The following is a 14,639-nucleotide window of genomic DNA, read 5'->3' as shown; positions in this document are numbered from 1 at the left end:
TTGCGAAAGCCCCGCCGCTCTGCGAAAGCAAGACAGGCAAATGACGGAGAATCTTCACCCTGACCGCATTGCGCGAATCGAGCTCGACGAGGCGACGATCCTGCGCCGGAGCGAAACGGTGGAGAGTGAGCGGCGCGCGGCGCTGCGCGATCTGGAATCGGATAACAGTTTCAGGCCGCTGCGTGCCGCTGAAAATGGCCATAAGGGCCCGTGGGCGCTTCATCTTGCCGTGATCGACGGGCGGCTTGCCATTACCGTGCATGACGGACAGGGCAAGGAAGCGGGCACGATCGGGCTGGGCCTTGCCCGTTTCCGCCGGGTGGTGCGGGAATATTTCGCGATCTGCGATTCCTACTACAAGGCGCTGCGCAAGGCTTCCGCGCGGGAAATCGAAACGCTCGACATGGCGCGGCGCGGCATCCACGATCGGGCGACGCGGCAATTGCTGGAAGCGCTGGAAGGCAAGGTCGAAACAGATTTCGATACGGCAAGGCGCCTTTTCACGCTGATCTGCGTGCTGCATATCAAGGCCTGAGGGACAAGCGGGACAGCAATGGGCAGAAAGAGGGCATTTCCCTGGCGCTGGCGTATAGCCGGCTTGCTGCTGCTGGCGGCTATCGCGGCCGGTGGCTGGATATGGTGGCAGGCCCAGCACTGGGCGCCGGAACGGGCGGCATTTCCGATCCAGGGCGCGCTGATCGGTGCGATCGACGGACAGGCCGATTTCCGAGCCTTGCGGGCGATCGGTGCCGATTTCGTCTATCTTGAAGGCAGCCAGGGCGCGTCAGGGCGCGATCCCGCATTCGCCGCCAATCTGGAACGGACGCGGGCCGCGCATCTGAAATTCGGCGTCGTCCACGCCTATGATCCATGCATTCCGGCGGAGCGGCAGGCGGCCAATTTCGTGACCATAGTGCCGCGCGACGCGGAATTGCTGCCGCCCGCCATCGATCTGAAAAAACTGGCCGATAAATGCGACGATCCGATGCGCGAAACCGCAGTGGAAAGCGAATTGACGACCTTCCTCAACCAGGTGGAAGGCCATGTGGGCAAACCGGCCGTGCTGAAACTTTCGCGCGAATTCGAAGAACGATACGGTATCGCCGCGCGGATAGAGCGCGGCCTGTGGCTGGAGGAAGACTGGATGCAACCCGATTATGCCGGGCGGCCATGGACATTGTGGACCGCCAATTCATCCCTGCGGACGGCGGCCAGCCCCGATGCCCTGCGCTGGGTGGTGGTGCAGCCATGAGCGATGACGGCGCCCATTTCCGCGATGAACTGATCGCCGCCGCACGCCATGCGGCCGAAACGGCTTATGCCCCCTATTCCGATTTTCATGTCGGCGCGGCTCTGTTGTTCGAAGACGGGGAGATCGTTTCCGGCGGAAATGTCGAGAATGCCAGCTATGGCCTTTCGCTCTGCGCGGAGACGGTGGCGGTATCGAAGGCAATGGCCGATGGCAGGCGGGGCGGGCTGGTGGCCGTGGCAGTCACCGGGCCGGCGAGTGATCCGATCACCCCGTGCGGCCGTTGCCGGCAAGTGCTGAACGAGATCGCGGCCCTTGGCGATACGGATCCATTGGTCCTGTGTGTCGGACAGGACAGGGTGCGCGAAGTGCAGCTGTCCCGGCTTCTGCCCGATGCGTTCGGGCCGGAAAGCCTGATCCAGGCAGAGTGAGCGCCCTTATCTAACTGATAATAAACAGAAGTTTTAAATTGATCGGATTGGGCGATCTCAGTCACAAAATTGATTTGTTTTCTCGTTCAAAGCGGGAGCGCTAGGTGGAGGTCCTCCCCTGTTGCCTCTGATTTTGAAGGAGAGGATGAAGTGAGGAAATTATCCGTATCTGGCCTGGCCCTGCTGGCCGCCACGATGTCGCCCGCCCTGCTTGCCACCCCGGCCCATGCGCAGGAAACGGCGATGTCCAACAAGGACTGGTGGCCTAACCACCTGGATCTGGGTTCGTTGCGACAGAATGAAGCCCAGTCCAATCCCTATGGCGATGATTTCGATTACGCCGCCGAATTTGCGACGCTCGACCTTGATGCGGTCAAGCAGGATATCCGCAAGGTTCTGACGACTTCGCAGCCCTGGTGGCCGGCCGATTATGGCCATTACGGCCCCTTCTTCATCCGCATGGCCTGGCACAGCGCAGGCACTTATCGCGTCGGTGATGGCCGCGGCGGTTCCAGCGGCGGTGAACAGCGGTTCGAACCGCTCAATTCCTGGCCCGACAATGTCAGCCTGGACAAGGCGCGCCGCCTGGTGTGGCCGATCAAGCAGAAATATGGCCGCAAGCTGTCCTGGGGTGACCTGATGGTGCTTGCCGGCAATGTCGCGCTTGAGGATATGGGCTTCGAAACGCTCGGTTTCGCGGGCGGCCGCGCGGATTCCTGGCAGCCGGATCTTGTTTTCTGGGGCCCGGAAAAGGAATGGCTCGGTGACGAACGGCGTGACGGCAAGGGCGGGCTGAAAGGGCCTCTCGCCGCAACGCAGATGGGCCTCATCTACGTCAATCCCGAAGGGCCGAACGGCAATCCGGATCCGCTGGCAGCTGCGGAGGATATCCGCATCGCCTTCGGTAACATGGCCATGACGGACGAGGAAACCGCGGCGCTGATCGCCGGCGGCCACACTTTTGGCAAGGCGCATGGCGCGCACAAGCCCAATGATTGCGTCGGTGCCGATCCGTCCGCAGCCGGTCTGGAACAGCAGGGCCTTGGCTGGGAAAACAAATGCGGGAAGGGCAATGCCGAGGATACGGTCACCAGCGGCCTGGAAGGCGCATGGTCGGCCAATCCGATCGCCTGGACCACGCAATATCTCGATAATCTGTATGGCTTTGACTGGGTGCTGACCAAGAGCCCCGCAGGTGCCCACCAGTGGATTCCCAGCGATGAAAGCGCGGCCGCGCTCGTGCCGGATGCGCATATCGAAGGGAAACGGCACGCACCGATCATGTTCACCACCGATATTGCGATGAAGGAAGATCCGGGCTTCCGCGAGATCACGCAGCGTTTCCACAAGGATCCGCAGCTCTACGCCCAGGCCTTCGCCCGTGCGTGGTTCAAATTGACCCATCGCGACATGGGGCCGAGCGCGCGCTATCTCGGTAGCGACGTGCCGACTGAAAGCTTCACCTGGCAGGATCCGTTGCCCGAAGCCGACTATGCCGTGATCGATGCGCAGGATACGGAGCAGCTGAAGGCAAGCATTCTTGCCACCGGGCTGAGCGGGCGTGAACTGGTCAAGGCTGCCTGGGCATCGGCTTCCAGCTTCCGTGGCACGGATATGCGTGGCGGCGCCAATGGTGCGCGTGTCCGGCTGGACCCGGCCAAGGACTGGGCCGCCAATGATCCGGCGGAACTGGCCAAGGTGCTGACAGCGCTTGAAGGCGTGCAGAAGGATTTCAATCGCACCGCCACGGGCGGCAAGCAGGTTTCCCTGGCCGATCTGATCGTGCTGGGTGGCAATGCCGCGATTGAACAGGCTGCACAGCAGGCCGGATATGACGTGGCAGTGCCCTTCACCCCCGGACGCGTCGATGCCACGCAGGAACAGACCGATGTGGCATCTTACGAGTACCTGAAGCCGATGGCAGACGGTTTCCGCAATTATTACAGCGCGGAAAGCGAAGTCTCCCCCACGGAGGCGCTGGTCGACAAGGCAGCGATGCTGAACCTGACGGTGCCCGAAATGACGGTGCTGGTCGGCGGTATGCGGGCGCTCGATGCCAATAGCGGGCATTCGGCCAATGGCGTGTTTACCAGCCGTCCGGGAAGCCTGACCAACGACTTCTTCGTCAATTTGCTCGACATGTCGACGCGCTGGGCGAAGTCGGAAACGGCCAGTGGCCTTTACGAAGGCTATGACCGCGCCAGTGGCGAGCTGAAATGGACGGCCACCCCGGTCGACCTGATCTTCGGCTCCAATTCCGAACTTCGCGCAGTCGCCGAAGTCTATGCCTCAGAGGACGCCGACGAAATGTTCGTGAACGATTTCGTCTCGGCGTGGTCCAAGGTCATGAACAACGATCGGTTCTGATAACCGGACGTTGACAGTGCGAGACGGCGGCGGGCCCATGCCGCCGCCGTCGAGCCATTTCTCGGAAAGCAATCATGAAGAAGCTTGCCATCATCGCGATCGGCCTGGTGCTGACTGCGGCACCCGCCCTGCCGGGCGCCGCTTCTCCATCCGGCGCGGCCCAGCAGCCACCGGCTTTCGCAGCCTGTGCCGCCTGCCACGCGACGGAAGCCGGTAAATCCAGCTATGGGCCGAACCTGTCCGGGGTTGCCGGGCGCCAGGCAGGAAGCCTGCCCGGCTATGATTACTCCGATGCGCTGAAGGCATCCGGCCTTACATGGGATGAACACAGCCTCGATAAATGGCTTACTTCCCCGAAAGCGGCCGTACCCGGCACGAAGATGCCTTTCCCCGGCATCGCCGATCCGGCGAAGCGCAAACAGGTTGTCGATTATCTTCTGACCCTGAAATGATTTTCTAGCGCGGAAGAACCTCGTCAAAAGCCTCGCTCAATCGTGACAGGCTAGCGGGTACGTCCTTCAGCTTGTCGAGCCCGAACAGCCCGATGCGGAAGCTCTTATAGTCCGGCCCTTCATCCACCATCAGCGGGACACCACCCGCGATCTGCACCCCGTGTTCGGCAAATTTGCTGCCGTTCTGGATCGCCGGATCCGAAGTGTAGCACACCACCACGCCCGGCGCGGCAAAGCCATCTGCCGCGACTGATTTCACGCCCCGCTGGGCGAGCATGGCGCGCACCGCATCGCCTTGTTCCCATTGCGCCTTGCGCAGTGTCTCGAAGCCGATTTCCTTCGTTTCCATCATCGCATCGTGGAAGACGCGCAGCGCATCGGTCGGCATGGTGGCGTGATAGGCATGGCCGCCATTCAGATAGGCTTCCATGATCGTGTTCCACTTGCCCAGATCGATGGCGAAGCTGGTCGAAGTGGTATTGCGGCACGCCTCCAGCGCCGTTTCATTCATCATTACCAGCCCGGCGCAGGGCGGGGCGGACCAGCCCTTTTGCGGGGCGGAGAGCAGCACGTCCACGCCGGTTCGTTTCATGTCCACCCAGGCGCAGCCGGAGGCGATGCAATCCAGCACGAACAATGCGCCCACTTCATGCGCGGCATCGGCCACGGCTCTGATATAATCGTCGGGCAGGATCATGCCCGATGCGGTTTCGACATGAGGGGCAAAGACCGCTGCCGGCTTTTCGGCGCGGATCGAACGGACCACTTCCTCTATCGGCGCCGGCGCGAAGGGGGCCTGCGGGCCTTCACCCTGCCGCCGTGCCTTCAGCACTATTTCATCCGATGGGATCGATCCCATCTCGAAAATCTGGCTCCAGCGATAGGAGAAGAAACCGTTGCGGATGACCAGCGCTTTCCTGCCGGTCACGAACTGGCGCGCCACGGCTTCCATCGCGTAGGTTCCGCCGCCCGGCACGATCACGGCCCGGTCCGCGGCATAAACCTCGCACAAGGTCGCGTGTATATCCCGCATCACCTGCTGGAAGGCCTTGCTCATATGGTTGAGCGACCGATCCGTGAAAACGACCGAATATTCGAGCATTCCATCGGGATCGATGTCGTTGCGTAAAGCGTGCATCAAATTCTCCTCTCTCCGTCAGGGCCCGTTTCATCGAATGCGGCAACAGTCAAATTGCATCGCCAACAGGGGGCGAATTGCGGGCAGGAGCTGGATTGTCGTTTCTTCCCCGGCAGGGTATTCTTCGCCAGCAGCGGTCAGAGCCGCGCTTCTTGGGGAGGGATGTTATGCACGCTTTGCGTTTTGCGGCCATGCTGGCTGCCACCACGGCCATGGCCGCACCTGCCATGGCGGCGGAATCGCCACTTGTCGGCACGTGGGATACAATCGCCGATACACAGATGGGCAAGTTCGAAGCGACCATGACCATCGCGAATGGCGGCGATGCTTATACGGTGGATATCAAGGATGCGCCGATGGCCGCTCCGGGCGGTGGCGGTCCGGAATCGCAGATGCCGCCCATGGAAAGCGAAATCAGCGATGTGAAGGTGGATGGATCGGCGCTGAGTTTCAAACGCACCATGTCCACCCCGCAAGGCCCGATGGAATTGACCTATTCGCTGACGGTGGATGGCGATTCGCTTTCGGGCGAGGCCAATTCTGCCTTCGGCGCCGTACCGATCAGCGGCACCCGCCGATAACGGCCCGCCGTTTCAGGCCCCGTTGAAGAAACGCTCCACTATGTCCTTTGCCGGGCGGGTGGGGCGTTTCGTCCTCGCGTCGAGGCAGCACCAGCTGGATTTGACTTCTACCAGCACGTCCTCCCCCCGGCGGATCAGGGTCTGGTAGAAAGCGCGCGCACCCTGGACTTTCTGCAGGACCACCTGCGCCACGACATTGTCCCCCATGAAGGTCGGGCGCCGATAGGTGATCTCGTGCTTCAGCGCGACCCACAGATGGCGGGCCACCGCATCGTCCGGTGCAATCTTGCGCCAGTGATCGATCACCGCATTCTGCACCCAGGTCAGATAGCTGGCATTGTTCACATGGCCCATGAAATCGATATCCGCCTCGGCGATTTCGATCGGGTAGATATAGGGTGGGGCGCTGTTACTCACAGTATTGTAAATAACACAATGTCGCGCCCCGGAGAAGGGAATTCGCTCAGCCGTCCAGCCACTCCACCAGCGATGCAAGACAGTCCCGCGCCAATAGTTTGCAGCGTTCGGGGCTCCACCCCTGATCGGGATCGGGCAGCTTGTCGAAATCCTTGAACGGCATTTCCAGTGTCATCGAACAGGCGCCGAAACGTTCCGCCACCTGATTCGTGCTCATGGACAGATTGGCTTTGCCCGCAGGCGTTGCCGGATAGCCCTGTTCCGTCTGGAAGTCCGGGCTGCGGCGATCGAGGATCGCGGTGAAGCGATCATATTCGGCCTGCAAATCCGCGGTCCATCCGGGAATCCCCTGGAACCCGGCGAGGAAATTGGCGGCGATCGCCTCGTCCCCATGCACGTCCATCGCAAAACGCACGCCGGATTTGTCCATCGCATTGCGGATGGCCAGCACTTCGGGCGAATTCTCGGCCGTGGGCGTGGCCCATTCGCGGTTCAGATTCACGCCCTTGGCATTGGTGCGCAGATGCCCGCGGAAGGAACCGTCCGGATTGCAGTTGGGCACAATGTGGAAACGGCACTTGCTTCGCAGCACGCGGGCCACGGGATCGGCTGGATCGCACAGCACTTCCAGCGCGCCTTCCATCCACCATTCGGCCATGCTCTCCCCCGGATGCTGGCGGGCATAGAGCCAGACCGGCATATCGCCTTCACCCAGTTCGAGGCAGTCGATCGGCCGCCCGTCCAGGCTATGGCCGAGGCAGCGATAGTCCACGCCCTCGCTGGCGGCGGCTTCGGCGATCAGATCGTGATGCCGTTCCTGCGAATAGGGTGCGAAATAGGCAAACCAGCACAGATCTCCCGCCGGGGCGTGGCGGATGGTCAGCGTGCCGTTATCCTCTTCCTCGTCGAAGCTGGTTTCTGCGCGGCCCCACCAGTCACGATCTTCCGATATGCAGGCGCGATAGCCGGGCCAACCCGCTGGATAAGCGGAATTGTTGAGATCGGTGATCTTCAGTTCCAGTTCCCGCCCGGCAGCACCCGCCACGCGGAAATGGAACCACTGGTAGAAATCGGAGAGATGGTCTTTCGCGATTCGCAGCTTTGCGCTGGCGCCGGAAATGGAAACAACTTCGATATTGCCGCTGTCGAATGCGGCGTCGATGAGAATGTCTGTCATTTGACTTCGATAGTCTCTCCGGACTCGCCGGGGAAGCCCGAGAATAGAGCGCTGGCCAGCCGCTGAGCTGCGGCGTTCTGGCTGGCATAGTCGCTGTTCTGCGATGCGCGGAATTGCGCCCGGCCTTCCCACAGGGCCTGCCCCGTGGCGTTATCGCGGATGATGACGGCGATATTGCTGTCGATCATCTCCTTCGGCGGGCCGGACAGGTCGATCCCCACGCCTACCCCTACGCCGGAACCATAGCTGCCTGTGGATCCGCCCACGCCGACATTCACGGGGGAACGGATTTCGCCCGGGCGGTTGATGAAGCGGCCGAAGCGGAGTTCCGCCACCTGCGAAGCGCCTTCATCGCGGACCACGCGATAGCCGAGGGCCGCAAGCTCTTCCGCCACGGCATTGGCATAGGTGGAAAATTCCAGTGTCCCGTCCGGCCCGCCCGGGGCCGCGCGCACGGCGATCGTCCCGGTGCCGAGCTGCGCCGCGCGGCTGCCGGTAAAGCGCGTTACTTCTACGGGTGAGACATAGGTGCTGGTGCAGCCGGCAAGCATGCCGGCGAAGATGGCAGCAGGGACGAGGGAGGCGAAAGTTCGTTTCAGCATGATTCTCGCAACGGTTGGGCGGCAATCGGGTTGCAGGGGGGATAATCTTTCGAACACGGCATGCGCATTAATTTTTTAGCCGCACATCAATGTTAAGGGCCGGCCATGAGCAGCAAACCACCTGTACTCGTGACCGGCGGCGCCGGCTATATCGGCAGCCATGCCGTACTTGCCCTGAAGGATGGCGGCTGGCCCGTCGCGGTGATCGATAATCTGACCACCGGGTTCAAATTCGCAATTCCCGACGGCGTGCCCTTCTATCACGGCGATGTAGAGGATGCTGATCTGCTGGCGCGCATCTTTGCCGAACAGGGCACGCGGGCGATCATGCATTTCGCCGGATCGATCATCGTGCCGGAATCGGTGGAGAATCCGCTCAAATATTATCACAACAACACGGCGAAGAGCCGGACCTTGATCGAAGCGGCGGTGAAGGCGGGTGTGCCGCATTTCATCTTCTCCAGCACGGCGGCGACTTATGGCATTCCCGAAACCTCCCCGGTGACGGAAGACCTGCCGAAACAGCCGATCAATCCCTATGGCTGGTCCAAGCTGATGACCGAACAGATGCTGGGCGACACGGCGCGCGCGCATCCGATGAATTTCTGCGCCCTGCGCTATTTCAACGTGGCCGGGGCCGATCCGCAGGCGCGCAGTGGCCAGTCCACGGCCGGGGCGACGCATCTGATCAAGGTCGCGGTTGAAGCCGCGCTGGGCAAGCGCGAGAATGTGAGCGTGTTCGGCACGGATTACGATACGCCGGACGGTACCGGCGTGCGCGACTATATCCATGTCAGCGATCTGGCGGTCGCCCATGTTCTGGCGCTGGAAGCCCTGATCGAACAGCCCGCCCGTTCCCTGACCATGAATTGCGGCTATGGGCGCGGCTTCTCCGTGCTGGAAGTGCTTGATGCGGTGGACCGGGTCACCAATATGAAGATCGAGCGGGTACTGTCCCCCCGCCGCGCGGGCGATCCGGATTCGCTGATATCCGATCCTTCGCGGCTGAAGGCGACCTTGCCCTGGAAACCTGCCCATGCCGATCTGGAAGAAATCGTGGCCCATGCACTGGCATGGGAACGCAAGCTGGCCGAAATTCGCGCGGAAGCTTGACTCTTTCGGGTAGGGTCCGTAACGGCCCGGCGTGAATTTCAGGCACGGGGATGCGTCTCCGGTGCCACATATTTTGGAAACAGAACAATGAAGATCCGCAACAGCCTGAAGTCGCTGAAGAACCGCCATCGCGATTGCCGCGTGATCCGTCGCCGCGGTCGCACCTATGTGATCAACAAGACCCACCGCCGTTTCAAGGCGCGTCAGGGCTGATCATGCTCGTGCCGCGATTCGTTCGCGGCCGCAAATTTTAAGAAGCCCCCGCAAGTTCGGGGGCTTTTTGCGTGTCTGAAGGAGGGCATGTGTCGCAACCGGCCGAAGCGGTGGTGTTCGATATTGGTCGGGTCCTGATCGAATGGGATCTGCGCCACCTGTTTGAAAAGCTGATTCCCGACAGGGAAGAGCTGGACTGGTTTCTCGACAATGTGGTGACCGAGGAATGGCATTTTCAGCATGATGCCGGGCGGCCGCTCGCGGAAATGGTGCCTGAACGCCAGGCGCAATTCCCCCGATATGCGCCGCTGATCGAAGCCTATGCCACGCGTTTCCTTGAAACCATCGCCGGTCTCGTCCCCGGAACGCATCTGCTGGTGGACAGGCTGGCCGATCGCGGCGTGCCGGTTTTTGCCCTGACCAATTTCGGCGCCGATTTCTGGCAGATGTTCCGCCCGACCCAGCCAGTGCTGGACCGCTTTGGCGATATCGTGGTTTCCGGCGTGGAGAAATGCGCCAAGCCCGAACAGGCGATTTACGAGATTGCCGAACAGCGTTTCGGCCTTTTGCCCCAGCAGATATTCTTCGCGGATGACAATGCCGCCAATATCGCAGCGGCCCGCGCGCGCGGCTGGCACGCGCACCACTTCACCAATGCTGAAAATCTGGCTGAAGATCTGGTTCGGCGCGGATTGCTGCCTCGCTGACAACAACCCCCGCGCGAATGGCGCGGGGGCAAGGTGGCGCCCCGGGATGGAGTTCCGGGGCACGTGGCGTTACTACCACTATTTAAACCCATGTCAGTAGTGGCGCAACGCCGATTTCGCCATCAGGCGGGCGTTGGGGTTTGGCGTTCATTGCGCTAGATATGGCAAATGGCGAAAGCGGAAGAAGGTCTTTATGTCCCCAGCTATTGCGGGCTTCCGCAAGCGCTGGAGGTGATGGGTGAACGCTGGTCTTTCATGATCCTGCGCGCGGCCTTCAATGGTCTCGTCCATTTCGAGGAGTTTTCGGCCCAGCTGGGCATTGCGCGAAACATCCTGTCCAACAGGCTGGGCAAGCTGGTGGATCATGGCGTGCTGGAACGCATTCCCAGCAAGGAGGACAGGCGCAAGGTGGAATACCGGCTGACCGAAAAGGGTGCCGACCTGTTGCCCGCCGTCATCGCCCTGCGGCAATGGGGTGAGAAATATACGATGAGCGTCCCTTCCAACCCGGTGCTGGTGGACGCGAAAGACCATCTGCCCATCGCCCCGATCGAAATCCGCGCCCAGGACGGCCGCAAGCTGGGCTGGCGCGACCTCGCTTGGGAATATCGCGAGGAAGAGGGCGAGAAGCGGGTAGTGGAGGAGCCGGAGGCAGGGTGAAGGCCTGGTCGATAAGGCGATCAGCGCGGCTGGCCGTGCGGTAGTGACAGGGGGCGATCGCTACGCCCGAGGCGGCTGGCGGCGATAGCTGAGCGCTTCGGCCAGATGCACCCGCCCGACATTTTCCGCCCCGGCCAGATCGGCAATCGTCCGAGCCACGCGTAGCATCCGTGTATAGCCGCGTGCGGATAGCCGCATCGCTTCCGCCGCCTGCAGCAGCAAGGCCCGCCCGGCCTCGTCCGGCGTGGCGAATCGTTCCAGCCTTTCGCCCTCCAGCTCGGCATTGGAGCGGACGCCGCGGGTGGCCTGCAATTGCCGCGCCGCGGCCACGCGCTGCGCCACTTCGGCGGAACCTTCCGCCGGGGGCGGCAGGGCCAGATCGGCTGCGCTGACCGGGTCCACTTCCACATGCAGATCGATCCGGTCGAGCAGCGGGCCTGAAACCTTGCCCTGATAATCTGCGGCGCAGCGCGGGGCACGGCTGCAGGCCAGCGCCGGATCGCCCAGATGGCCGCAGCGGCAAGGATTCATCGCCGCGACAAGCTGGACACGGGCGGGATAGGAGACATGGGCATTGGCCCGCGCCACATCGACCTTGCCGGTTTCCAGCGGCTGACGCAGCGAATCGAGCACGGCGCGCTGGAATTCGGGCAATTCATCCAGGAACAGCACGCCCAGATGCGCCATGCTGACTTCGCCCGGGCGGACACGCAGGCCGCCGCCGGTCAGCGCGGCCATGGAGGCGGAATGATGCGGCGCGCGATAGGGGCGGCTGCGGCTGATTCGCCCGCCTTCCAGAGTGCCGGCGACCGATGCGACCATGGACACTTCCAGCGCTTCGGACGGGGAAAGTTCCGGCAATATGCCGGGCAGGCAGCTGGCCAGCAGGCTTTTGCCCGCGCCGGGCGGCCCGATCATCAGCAGGTTGGATATGCCTACACTCGATCACGTATTAGCTGTGGAAGAGTGGCGGAATGGCAGGAAATGGGCCGGAAGCGGAATGACGGCTTCTCGATCGAACGAACTGAAAGCAGACTGACCGCTAGCGGCCCAAAATTGCCGTTGCGGGGCCCCTTGTTGAATGACTGGATTTGGGCCGTCTGCTGAATGGCAGGTCTATCGAGCCGGACTAGGGAAATCAGACATTCGGGCGATCCAACTGCTCCAAGGGGGCCGCCGCCATAGCCGCTGAAAGGGCGAAAGCTAGATACATCACCCAAGGACAGATAGAACGTGCGTTTTGCAGTGATGCAGAAGGATTGATGCTCGGTTTCTATGGTAGCAAGTAACGATCATCATGAACCTCAGAAATTTTATGGTTGTCGCTGGCGCGCTCCTCGCCGTCACTTCCTGTCAGGGGGAGCAAAGTTTCGAGGAAGACAAGGTGCTCGGTCCTGCGGGAACGGACGTTACACAAAGGCCTGTCACTGAGCCATCCCACAGCGATGTCGTTATGGACGGTTGCTGTTTCTTCGATCCCGGGCCGCACACTGTCGAGGAACTATACGGCGATCATCAGGCCTGGAGAGTTTCAGGCGAGAATTTCGAACTGATCTTCAGTTATGGGGCTTCAATCGAACCTGCGCCAAATCTGCGCGAGGCTACTAGTTCCCTTGTCGATGGAGTTGAGGTGCGATCGCGCCCTCTGGAGGCAGACATCGGGGAGATTCCCCTTCTCACTGCCGTGTTGGAGGCTTCGAAAATGAACGGAATGGAAGTGGTGGATCCGCGACTGACTGTCTTTGGCCAGTGTAAGACCGATCAGGGCTGTTCAGACGCTTCCGATGTCCTTACCAGTTTGCGCTTCTAAGCTTCCTCATCCTGAGTGCCCGGAATTTATCTTCCGGGAGCTTGATCAAGGACTTGCGGCAAGAGTAAGGCACCGCACCTATGCTCCTTCGACGCCAGCGGTTGCCATTCGTTTGCGCTGAATAGGCGAAATCTTTCGGGAACGTGCTTTCTTGGCTCAACGGCGGCAATGAAGGCGCGCAGCTGACGGATCATAAATGGGCGTCTGCGGACTAGGAATACGACCGGCGCCTGTAAGATATGGGAGCCAGATAGCTCTCGACCCGTTCACTGTGGGATGACTGCCCTTCTTCGCACCGCCTTGCTCGCCTGCTCAAGCTGCGCGACACTCGCGGCTTGTGACCCGTCAGACGAAAGGGGGAGCAAAGCCGCGATCTCGGACGAGGAGGAGAGCGCGTTTGTCACATCTCTGCGTGAAATCGAAGGTTTCTGGCTCATCGTGCGGTTCGAGGATTTCGAGCCATCATGGCGGAATGGCACACCTTGGCGGAGCGCCTATCTCCAAATCGACGATGGCTGGATAACCTACAGCATCGGTTGCAATCGGTCGGGCAATTCAGCCTCTCTCGGATCGGACGGAATCCTGCGCGACACTGATGACGGCTCGCGAATGCAGACGATGCAAGGATGCGGGCCTGACCGCGAAGCACGTGACAGGCGCTTCTTCGCTTTTTTTGCGAGCAATCCGGAAGTACGCAGAGCCGGCACGGGGCGCGTCTTGCTGAAGAGCGACGCAGGCGAGTTGGTACTCATCCGGCCGGAACTCTGGCGCCAGACTCACAAACCGGATCTCTCGGAGATCGAAGGGCGTTGGGTGCCGCAGATGTCGACCAACTATGATGGTTGGGAGTCTTGGGGGTTCGGCATCGGCGAGAACCCCGGCGTCGTTACCATCGAGCGCAGCCGCGTGCGCTGGTCGCAATGTTCCGACCTGCCGATCGCGATACGCTGGACCGCCGATGCGCGGCTCGCGGCGAGAGATGCGATCGATGCCAACGATTGCCCCGCCGTCGCTCGTGCCACGAAGAATGGGCCCGGCGCGATAATGAGGACGCTAACAGCCAGTCCTGCGGTGATACGCACCGGAGTGGACTGGATCGCACTAGTTGATGGGGCGGGCGAGAAGGGCCGCCGGCTCGACCTCCAGGCGGAGGAAAGCGTTCTCAACCCGCCTCCTCCCCCGCCTATGCCAGAAGGGCACTTTCCGCCTCCGCCGCCACCTCCCCCGCGCAGCTAGAGCAGAGCTGCGCTGGCGTTGGATGGGCCCCCAATGAGATGCGAGCTTAGCCTCCAACCCCTTTCAGCCATCCAACCCTTTCCGGAATCGCGTCCGCTTTTGGAAGCCGTTCAGGCAGGCTCAAATGTCTGGGATGAGGGCGCAAAGCGGACTTTGCACAGCGGTCCCCAACGCGAGATATACTCCTTATCGGGGTGTGCCTTCAACCCGCGGCATGGCCGGTCAGAATTCCCCGAGTAATCGACAGGTATAATGCAGCGAGGCCGAAGCATCGGTGCCGCTTTCCGATCGCTCGAGCAGACTGCGAACTGGGTCTGGCATCATCAGGTCGGCGAACGGAAACGTGCTGAGCCCGCATTGGATATCGGCACCCTTCGCCAGTACCGAACCCCAGTCACGCGCAAGCTGACCACGGAAGTAGCTTTCGCGGCGGGCCAAGCCCGCCGCGAAATGAGAGTGTGTCCCTGGCCTTGAACCAGCTCACTA

17 protein-coding genes and 1 pseudogene are annotated in these 14,639 nt (G+C 61.5%); 12 read left to right on the top strand and 6 right to left on the bottom strand.

All coding sequences use genetic code 11. The features are described from left to right. The first annotated feature begins 40 nt into the window (after window positions 1-40). The 5 genes from WYH_RS08490 (at window position 41) to WYH_RS08470 (ending at window position 4,499) form a co-directional block, all read left to right on the top strand. Entirely contained in the window at window positions 41-535 is a 495-nt protein-coding gene (locus WYH_RS08490; protein ID WP_046903497.1) for a UPF0262 family protein, read from the top strand. An 18-nt stretch (window positions 536-553) separates the two neighbouring features. Beyond that, the gene (locus WYH_RS08485; RefSeq protein WP_046903496.1) at window positions 554-1,252 is read left to right on the top strand and encodes a glycoside hydrolase family 25 protein; all 699 of its coding nucleotides are present in this window, start codon (window positions 554-556) and stop codon (window positions 1,250-1,252) included. Continuing rightward, window positions 1,249-1,680: a cytidine deaminase gene (locus WYH_RS08480; RefSeq protein WP_046903495.1), complete on the top strand. Its 432-nt coding sequence runs from the start codon at window positions 1,249-1,251 to the stop codon at window positions 1,678-1,680. The genes WYH_RS08485 and WYH_RS08480 overlap by 4 nt, the downstream gene beginning before the upstream one ends. Before the next feature lie 195 nt (window positions 1,681-1,875). Further along, window positions 1,876-4,047, top strand: coding sequence for a catalase/peroxidase HPI (gene katG, locus WYH_RS08475; protein WP_156320185.1), 2,172 nt, complete (start codon window positions 1,876-1,878; stop codon window positions 4,045-4,047). Between the two features lie 74 nt (window positions 4,048-4,121). Beyond that, window positions 4,122-4,499 (top strand): c-type cytochrome, encoded by a 378-nt coding sequence (locus WYH_RS08470; RefSeq protein WP_046903493.1) that lies wholly within the window; start codon window positions 4,122-4,124, stop codon window positions 4,497-4,499. 4 nt (window positions 4,500-4,503) lie between these two features. On the opposite strand, the gene WYH_RS08465 is transcribed toward WYH_RS08470, so the two are convergent. Then, on the bottom strand, window positions 4,504-5,637 hold the full coding sequence (locus WYH_RS08465; RefSeq protein WP_046903492.1) for an aminotransferase class V-fold PLP-dependent enzyme: 1,134 nt from the start codon (window positions 5,635-5,637) through the stop codon (window positions 4,504-4,506). A 167-nt stretch (window positions 5,638-5,804) separates the two neighbouring features. On the opposite strand from WYH_RS08465, the gene WYH_RS08460 reads away from it, so the two are divergent. After that, window positions 5,805-6,218: a hypothetical protein gene (locus WYH_RS08460; protein WP_053833468.1), complete on the top strand. Its 414-nt coding sequence runs from the start codon at window positions 5,805-5,807 to the stop codon at window positions 6,216-6,218. A 12-nt stretch (window positions 6,219-6,230) separates the two neighbouring features. Here WYH_RS08460 and WYH_RS08455 read toward each other — a convergent pair whose 3' ends face one another. From WYH_RS08455 to WYH_RS08445, 3 genes are read right to left on the bottom strand one after another with little or no spacing between them, the layout of a single operon-like run. Next, on the bottom strand, window positions 6,231-6,635 hold the full coding sequence (locus tag WYH_RS08455) for an acyl-CoA thioesterase (RefSeq protein WP_280513169.1): 405 nt from the start codon (window positions 6,633-6,635) through the stop codon (window positions 6,231-6,233). A 46-nt stretch (window positions 6,636-6,681) separates the two neighbouring features. Beyond that, window positions 6,682-7,812 (bottom strand): M14 family metallopeptidase, encoded by a 1,131-nt coding sequence (locus tag WYH_RS08450; protein ID WP_046903490.1) that lies wholly within the window; start codon window positions 7,810-7,812, stop codon window positions 6,682-6,684. Beyond that, the gene (locus WYH_RS08445) at window positions 7,809-8,414 is read right to left on the bottom strand and encodes a DUF4136 domain-containing protein (RefSeq protein ID WP_046903489.1); all 606 of its coding nucleotides are present in this window, start codon (window positions 8,412-8,414) and stop codon (window positions 7,809-7,811) included. Before WYH_RS08445 ends, WYH_RS08450 begins: the two co-directional genes overlap by 4 nt. A 105-nt stretch (window positions 8,415-8,519) precedes the next feature. Between WYH_RS08445 and galE the strand changes: the two genes are divergently transcribed. From galE to WYH_RS08425, 4 genes are all read left to right on the top strand, one after another. After that, window positions 8,520-9,527: a UDP-glucose 4-epimerase GalE gene (gene galE, locus WYH_RS08440; protein WP_046903488.1), complete on the top strand. Its 1,008-nt coding sequence runs from the start codon at window positions 8,520-8,522 to the stop codon at window positions 9,525-9,527. 87 nt (window positions 9,528-9,614) lie between these two features. After that, a complete protein-coding gene (gene ykgO, locus WYH_RS08435; protein ID WP_046903487.1) occupies window positions 9,615-9,740 on the top strand; it encodes a type B 50S ribosomal protein L36 in 126 nt (41 codons plus the stop codon). Between the two features lie 89 nt (window positions 9,741-9,829). Further along, window positions 9,830-10,447 carry an HAD-IA family hydrolase gene (locus WYH_RS08430; protein WP_046903486.1) on the top strand — a complete coding sequence of 206 codons (618 nt, stop codon included), beginning with the start codon at window positions 9,830-9,832 and terminating at the stop codon, window positions 10,445-10,447. 168 nt (window positions 10,448-10,615) lie between these two features. After that, window positions 10,616-11,107, top strand: coding sequence for a winged helix-turn-helix transcriptional regulator (locus WYH_RS08425; protein WP_046903485.1), 492 nt, complete (start codon window positions 10,616-10,618; stop codon window positions 11,105-11,107). Window positions 11,108-11,167: 60 nt separating this feature from the next. On the opposite strand, the pseudogene WYH_RS08420 reads toward WYH_RS08425, so the two are convergent. After that, window positions 11,168-12,043 (bottom strand): annotated as a pseudogene (locus WYH_RS08420) (YifB family Mg chelatase-like AAA ATPase); the annotation flags it as partial. 361 nt (window positions 12,044-12,404) lie between these two features. On the opposite strand from WYH_RS08420, the gene WYH_RS08415 reads away from it, so the two are divergent. Both WYH_RS08415 and WYH_RS08410 read left to right on the top strand, forming a co-directional pair. Next, window positions 12,405-12,917, top strand: a complete 513-nt coding sequence (locus WYH_RS08415) for a hypothetical protein (RefSeq protein WP_046903484.1) — start codon at window positions 12,405-12,407, stop codon at window positions 12,915-12,917. A 276-nt stretch (window positions 12,918-13,193) separates the two neighbouring features. Then, window positions 13,194-14,153, top strand: coding sequence for an META domain-containing protein (locus tag WYH_RS08410; RefSeq protein ID WP_046903483.1), 960 nt, complete (start codon window positions 13,194-13,196; stop codon window positions 14,151-14,153). Between the two features lie 222 nt (window positions 14,154-14,375). Here WYH_RS08410 and WYH_RS16820 read toward each other — a convergent pair whose 3' ends face one another. Continuing rightward, entirely contained in the window at window positions 14,376-14,591 is a 216-nt protein-coding gene (locus WYH_RS16820) for a hypothetical protein (RefSeq protein ID WP_046903482.1), read from the bottom strand. Window positions 14,592-14,639: the final 48 nt, after the last annotated feature.

This window comes from Croceibacterium atlanticum, assembly GCF_001008165.2.
Classification (GTDB): Bacteria; Pseudomonadota; Alphaproteobacteria; order Sphingomonadales; family Sphingomonadaceae; genus Croceibacterium_C; species Croceibacterium_C atlanticum.
The sequence above is the reverse complement of the archived record's forward strand: the minus strand, read 5'-3'. Positions and strand labels throughout refer to the sequence as shown.